Origin of the sequence: Streptomyces sp. NPDC048659 (assembly GCF_040650575.1) — a bacterium.
GTDB lineage: Bacteria > Actinomycetota > Actinomycetes > Streptomycetales > Streptomycetaceae > Streptomyces.
In genome coordinates this window covers 22,659-29,157 of the sequence record NZ_JBEZHM010000077.1, presented here as the reverse complement: position 1 = coordinate 29,157, position 6,499 = coordinate 22,659, and the positions used below count along the sequence as shown (strand labels likewise).

At 71.4% G+C, this 6,499-nt stretch carries 6 protein-coding genes; all 6 read right to left on the bottom strand.

Annotated features, from left to right (window positions below):
* Positions 1 to 92: 92 nt before the first annotated feature.
* Complete coding sequence (gene truB / locus AB0C99_RS35535) at positions 93 to 992, bottom strand: tRNA pseudouridine(55) synthase TruB (protein WP_362483968.1); 900 nt, start codon at positions 990 to 992, stop codon at positions 93 to 95.
* Positions 989 to 1,429 carry a 30S ribosome-binding factor RbfA gene (rbfA, locus tag AB0C99_RS35530; protein ID WP_362483966.1) on the bottom strand — a complete coding sequence of 147 codons (441 nt, stop codon included), beginning with the start codon at positions 1,427 to 1,429 and terminating at the stop codon, positions 989 to 991. The genes truB and rbfA overlap by 4 nt, the downstream gene beginning before the upstream one ends.
* A 47-nt stretch (positions 1,430 to 1,476) precedes the next feature.
* Positions 1,477 to 1,770, bottom strand: coding sequence for a DUF503 domain-containing protein (locus AB0C99_RS35525; RefSeq protein ID WP_362483970.1), 294 nt, complete (start codon positions 1,768 to 1,770; stop codon positions 1,477 to 1,479).
* Positions 1,771 to 1,909: 139 nt separating this feature from the next.
* The gene (gene infB, locus AB0C99_RS35520) at positions 1,910 to 5,002 is read right to left on the bottom strand and encodes a translation initiation factor IF-2 (RefSeq protein ID WP_362483964.1); all 3,093 of its coding nucleotides are present in this window, start codon (positions 5,000 to 5,002) and stop codon (positions 1,910 to 1,912) included.
* A gap of 145 nt (positions 5,003 to 5,147) precedes the next feature.
* Complete coding sequence (locus AB0C99_RS35515) at positions 5,148 to 5,429, bottom strand: YlxR family protein (protein WP_362483962.1); 282 nt, start codon at positions 5,427 to 5,429, stop codon at positions 5,148 to 5,150.
* A 74-nt stretch (positions 5,430 to 5,503) separates the two neighbouring features.
* Complete coding sequence (gene nusA, locus AB0C99_RS35510; protein ID WP_362483960.1) at positions 5,504 to 6,499, bottom strand: transcription termination factor NusA; 996 nt, start codon at positions 6,497 to 6,499, stop codon at positions 5,504 to 5,506.

Genomic DNA, 6,499 nt, shown 5'->3' with positions numbered 1-6,499 from the left:
GGGGTTCCGGGGGGGGTTGCCCCGCGGTGGGGGGCCCCCGCCCCCCCCCCCGCCCCACGGGGATACCCACTCGGACAGCGGGCCGCTCCGGCTCAGCCGAAGACGGCCAGGCTCTTCGCCTTGCCCCGCTGCGCCTCGACCAGCGCGAGCAGCCGCCCGTCCGGCCCGTAGACCGCGACCGGGCCCGCCGGGTACTCCGGCATCTCCAGGCGCACGCCGTTCAGGAGCAGCCCGGCCCGCTTCTCGTCGACGTCCCAGCGGGGGAACGCCGCCGCGGCGGCGTCGGCCACCGGCATGACCGCGAGCTCCTCCTGGAGCTGGTCCAGGGTGCGCGCGGAGTCCAGCTTGTACGGGCCGACCCGGGTGCGGCGCAGCGCGGTCAGGTGCCCGCCCACGCCGAGACCGGCGCCCAGGTCGCGGGCGAGCGCCCGGATGTACGTGCCGGAGGAGCAGACGACGGAGACCACCAGGTCCACCACGGGGGTGCCGTCCGCCGCGGTGTCCTCGCGCACGTCGTACACGCGGAAGGAGGAGACGGTCACCGGGCGGGCCGGGATCTCGAACTCCTCGCCGCCGCGCACCCGCGCGTAGGACCGCTTGCCGTCGATCTTGATGGCGGAGACCTTCGACGGCACCTGCATGATGGCGCCGGTCAGCTCCGCGACCCCCGCGTCGATCTGCTCGCGGGTGACCTTCGACGCGTCGACCGACGCCGTGATCTCGCCCTCGGCGTCGTCGGTGATCGTGGTCTGCCCGAGCCGGATGGTGCCCAGGTACTCCTTCTCGGTCAGCGCGAGGTGACCGAGCAGCTTGGTCGCCCGCTCCACGCCGAGGACGAGGACACCCGTCGCCATGGGGTCGAGCGTCCCGGCGTGGCCGACGCGGCGGGTCTTGGCGATCCCGCGCATCTTGGCCACGACGTCGTGCGAGGTGAAGCCCGACGGCTTGTCGACGATGACGAGGCCGTCGGGCGTGCTGGCTGTCTTGCTCATTCGGCGGCTTCGTCCTCGCCCTGCTTCTTGTACGGGTCGGCGTCACCGGCGAAGGCGGCGCCCGAGGACGCGTCGCGCACCTTGGCGTCCGAGGCGCGCACCTGGTCGAGGAGGTCCTCGATGTTCTTGGCGGTCTCCGGGAGGGCGTCCGCCACGAAGGTGAGCGTCGGGGTGAACTTGGTGCCCGCGGCCCGGCCGACGGCCGACCGCAGGACGCCCTTGGCGCTCTCCAGGCCGGCGGCGGCGCTGGCCCGCTCCTCCTCGTCCCCGTAGACCGTGTAGAAGACCGTCGCCTCCCGCAGGTCACCGGTGACGCGGGTGTCCGTGATGGTCACGTGCGTACCCAGGCGCGGGTCCTTGATGCCGCGCTGCAGCTTCTCGGCGACCACCTCCCGGATGAGGTCCGCCAGCTTCTTCGCCCGCGCGTTGTCGGCCACTGGTCCTTCTCCTCTTTCTTGCCTTTTTCTTGCGTTGCCTGCTGAGTTCAGTCTTCGTCGGTGTGGAGCCTGCGTCTAACGGACAGCAGCTCCACCTCCGGCCGGGCGGCGACCAGGCGCTCGCACCGGTCCAGTACGTCACTGAGGTGCCCCGGGTCGCCCGACACCATCGCGACGCCGATCTCGGCCCGCCGGTGAAGGTCCTGGCCCGACACCTCCGCCGCGCTCACGGAGAACTTCCGCTGGAGCTCGGCGACGATCGGCCTGACGACGGAGCGCTTCTCCTTCAGCGACCGTACGTCGCCGAGGAGCAGATCGAAGGACAGCGTCCCCACATACATGTATGCCCGGATGTCCCGCCGGTTCGGGTTCATGGGCCCCGCCAACCGCTTGGCGGGGACATCAGAACCGTACACGGAACGGCCGGGGCCGATCGACGGAATTCCTTCCCGCCGACCGGCCCCGGATCAACGCTGTACGTCAGGCGCGCGGCTTCTCGCGCATCTCGTACGTCGCGATGACGTCGTCGATCTTGATGTCGTTGAAGTTTCCGAGGTTGATACCACCCTCGTAGCCTTCGCGGATCTCGGTGACGTCGTCCTTGAAGCGGCGCAGACCCTCGATGTTGAGGTTCTCCGCGATGACCTTGCCGTCGCGGAGGAGGCGCGCCTTGGTGTTGCGCTTGACCTCGCCCGAGCGGATGAGGACACCGGCGATGTTGCCCAGCTTGGACGAGCGGAAGACCTCGCGGATCTCCGCCGTACCGAGCTCGACCTCTTCGTACTCCGGCTTGAGGAGACCCTTCAGGGCCGCCTCGATCTCCTCGATGGCCTGGTAGATCACCGAGTAGTACCGGACGTCGACACCCTCGCGCTCCGCCATCTGCGCGGCACGGCCGGCCGCACGGACGTTGTAGCCGATGACGATGGCGTCGGAGCCCATCGCCAGGTCGATGTCGGACTCGGTGACCGCACCCACACCGCGGTGCAGGACGCGGATGTCGACCTCTTCGCCGACGTCGAGCTGGAGCAGCGAGGACTCGAGAGCCTCGACCGCACCGGACGCGTCGCCCTTGATGATGAGGTTGAGTTCCTGGACCAGACCGGCCTTGAGCACCTTGTCGAGGTCCTCGAGGGACACCCGGCGGACGCGCTTGGCGAAGGCGGCGTTGCGCTCACGCGCGGCGCGCTTCTCGGCGATCTGACGGGCCGTACGGTCCTCGTCGACGACGATGAGGTTGTCGCCGGCACCCGGCACGTTGGTGAGACCGAGCACCAGGACGGGAGTCGACGGGGTCGCCTCCTCGACGTTGTTGCCCTTGTCGTCGAGCATCGCCCGGACGCGGCCGTACGCGTCGCCGACCACCACGGTGTCGCCGATGCGCAGCGTTCCGCGCTGGACCAGGACGGTCGAGACGGCACCGCGACCGCGGTCGAGGTGGGACTCGATCGCAATACCCTGCGCGTCCTGGTTCGGGTTGGCCCGCAGGTCGAGCGAGGCGTCGGCGGTGAGGACGACGGCCTCCAGCAGGGAGTCGATGTGCAGACCCTGCTTGGCGGAGATGTCGACGAACATCGTGTCGCCGCCGTACTCCTCGGCCACCAGACCGAACTCGGTGAGCTGACCGCGCACCTTGACCGGGTCGGCACCCTCGACGTCGATCTTGTTGACCGCGACGACGATCGGGACGCCGGCGGCCTTGGCGTGGTTGAGCGCCTCGATCGTCTGCGGCATGACGCCGTCGTTGGCCGCGACCACGAGGATCGCGATGTCGGTCGACTTCGCACCACGGGCACGCATGGCGGTGAACGCCTCGTGACCCGGGGTGTCGATGAAGGTGATCTTGCGGTCCTCGCCGTTGACCTCGGTGCCCACCTGGTAGGCACCGATGCCCTGGGTGATGCCACCGGCCTCGCCCGCGACGACGTTCGTCTTGCGGATCGCGTCGAGCAGTCGGGTCTTACCGTGGTCGACGTGACCCATGACGGTGACGACCGGCGGACGGGAGACCAGAGCCTCTTCGCCGCCCTCGTCCTCGCCGAACTCGATGTCGAAGGACTCGAGGAGCTCGCGGTCCTCCTCCTCCGGCGAGACGATCTGAACGACGTAGTTCATCTCTTCGCCGAGCATGGTCAGCGTGTCGTCGGAGACCGACTGCGTGGCCGTGACCATCTCACCGAGGTTCATCATCACCGCGACGAGCGACGCCGGGTTGGCGCCGATCTTCTCGGCGAAGTCGGTGAGGGAGGCACCGCGCGACAGGCGAATGGTGTCGCCGTTGCCGCGGGGCAGCATCACGCCGCCCACCGACGGGGCCTGCATGGCCTCGTACTCCTGGCGCCTCTGACGCTTCGACTTGCGACCGCGACGCGCGGGACCACCGGGACGGCCGAAGGCGCCCTGCGTGCCACCACGGGCACCCGGACCACCGGGACGGCCGCCGAAGCCGCCGGGACGACCGCCGAAGCCGCCGCCACCGCCGCCGGGACCACCCGGACGACCGCCGCCGCCACCGGGACCACCGGGACGGCCGGCGAAGCCGCCGCCGCCACCGCCGGGACCGGCCGGACGACCGGCGAAGCCGGGACGACCGCCACCGCCGCCGCCGGGACCGCCCGGACGACCGCCGGGGCCACCGGGACCACGGCCGCCGGGGCCGGGACGCGGGCCGGCAGCGGGACGCTGCGGCATCATGCCCGGGTTCGGACGGTTACCGCCGGGCGCGCCGCCCGGACGGGGAGCCTGCGGACGGGGCATGCCACCGGGGGTCGGACGCGGAGCGCCGCCCTGGGGGCGCGGGGCGCCGGGAACGCCGCCCTGGCCCTGCGGACGCGGAGCGCCACCGGGGGCACCGGAGCCGCCGGGACGCGGCGCGCCACCCTGCGGACGGGGCGCCTGCGGGCGCGCCATGCCGGTGGAGCCGCCGGAGGTGAAGGGGTTGTTGCCCGGACGCGGGCCGGCCGGACGGGCGCCCGGACGCGGGGCCTGCTGGCCGGGACGGGGGGCCTGCTGACCCGGGCGCGGCGCCTGCTGGCCCGGACGGGCAGCGGCGGGACGCGGGCCGGGGGCGCCACCGGAACGCTGACCGGCGGCCGGGGCCGACGGGGCGGCCGGGGGGGCCGTGAACTCCGGGGTGGTCGGAGCCGGCGCGGCGGGCGCGGGCTTCGGGGCCGGCTTCGGACCCGGACGCGGGCCGGAGGCGGCCGGAGCCGGAGAGGGGGTGCTGCTCGCGGGCGCGGCCGGGGTGACCGGCGCCGCGGGCGCGGCGGGGGCCGGCTTGGGGGCCGGGGCGCCGGGCTTGGGGGCAGCGGGACGAGCCGCGGCGGCCGGGGACGGCGCCGCGGGCTTCGCGGGGGAGGGCGCCGCCTTGCGGGGGGCGCCGGGCTTGGCAGCGGTCTTGCCGGCGTTGCCGCCGGGACCCTGCAAAGCGTCAGTCAACTTGCGCACGACCGGCGCCTCGATCGTCGAGGACGCCGAACGGACGAACTCACCGAGTTCCTGGAGCTTGGCCATGACGACCTTGCTCTCTACACCGAACTCCTTGGCGAGCTCGTATACCCGGACCTTAGCCACTTCGCTCCTTTTAGGTCCGGTTACCGCCGGACCGTCGCTACTTCATGGGCGTACTCATCGCGTACTCATCGAGTGCTCATCGCAATCTCGACCTACTTCCAACTCGCGAGGTACCTGACCGCACGGGATTCCGTGCCGTACTTCTTCACTGCGGTGTCACCCGCTCGACGTGGTGGCGGAGAGCCACGGTGTCGAGCGGTCCCTGGGTCCTGAAGGCCCTGGGGAACGCCCTGCGGCGCACCGCCAGGTCGAGACAGACCACGGCGGGGTGCACGTACGCACCCCGGCCGGGCAGCGTACCGCGATGATCGGGGACGCACTCGTCCTTATTCATCACGATCCGCAGCAGGTCGCTCTTGGCCGCTCGCTCCCGGCATCCCACACAGGTTCGCTCAGGGCACGCGCGGGCATGCGTCCGGCCAGACACGATTAAGTCTACCTCCCCGTACCGACCTCACCCGTTCGGGGTAACAATCGAACGACTGATGGCCAAATACGATCTCAGTCGCGGGGGTCCGCGACCTCGGTGTCGGGACGGATGTCGATCCGCCAGCCGGTGAGGCGCGCGGCCAGACGGGCGTTCTGCCCCTCCTTGCCGATCGCCAGCGACAGCTGGTAGTCCGGCACCGTCACCCGGGCCGAACGGGCCGCCAGGTCCACGATCTCGACCTTGGAGACCCGCGCCGGGGAGAGCGCGTTCGCCACCATCTCGGCCGGGTCGTCCGACCAGTCGACGATGTCGATCTTCTCGCCGAGCAGCTCGGCCATCACGTTGCGCACCCGGCTGCCCATCGGGCCGATGCAGGCGCCCTTGGCGTTCAGGCCCGAACGGGTGGAGCGGACGGCGATCTTGGTGCGGTGACCGGCCTCACGGGCGATGGCGGAGATCTCCACCGAACCGTCGGCGATCTCCGGCACCTCCAGGGCGAAGAGCTTCTTCACCAGATTGGGATGCGTACGCGAAAGGGTGACGGACGGACCGCGCACACCCTTCGCCACCCGGACGACGTACGTGCGCAGCCGCAGGCCGTGCGTGTAGTCCTCGCCCGGCACCTGCTCCTGCACCGGGAGGATGGCCTCCAGCTTGTCGTCCAGCCGGACCAGGACGTTCTTCGGGTCCTTGCCCTGCTGCACCATGCCGGCCACGATGTCGCCCTCGCGGCGGGCGTACTCGCCGAAGGTGACGTCGTTCTCGGCGTCCCGCAGCCGCTGCTGGATGACCTGGCGGGCGGTGCTCGCGGCGATCCGGCCGAAGTCCGACGGCGTGTCGTCGAACTCCTTGGGCTGCTGGCCCTCCTCCAGGTCGGCCGGGTCCTCCTTCGCCCACACCGTCACGTGCCCGGTGGCCCGGTCCAGCTCCACGCGCGCGTGGCGGCGGGCGTCCGGGGTGCGGTGGTACGCGATGAGGAGGGCCGACTCGATCGCCTCGACCAGCATCTCGAAGGAGATTTCCTTCTCCTGCGCCAAGCCCTTCAGAAGCTTCACGTCGATGTCCAC

Bases quoted from the DNA above. Each gene is read 5' to 3' on its own strand.
- truB (WP_362483968.1), bottom strand. From the start codon at position 992: ATGAGCAAGACAGCCAGCACGCCCGACGGCCTCGTCATCGTCGACAAG.
- AB0C99_RS35525 (WP_362483970.1), bottom strand. From the start codon at position 1,770: ATGTATGTGGGGACGCTGTCCTTCGATCTGCTCCTCGGCGACGTACGG.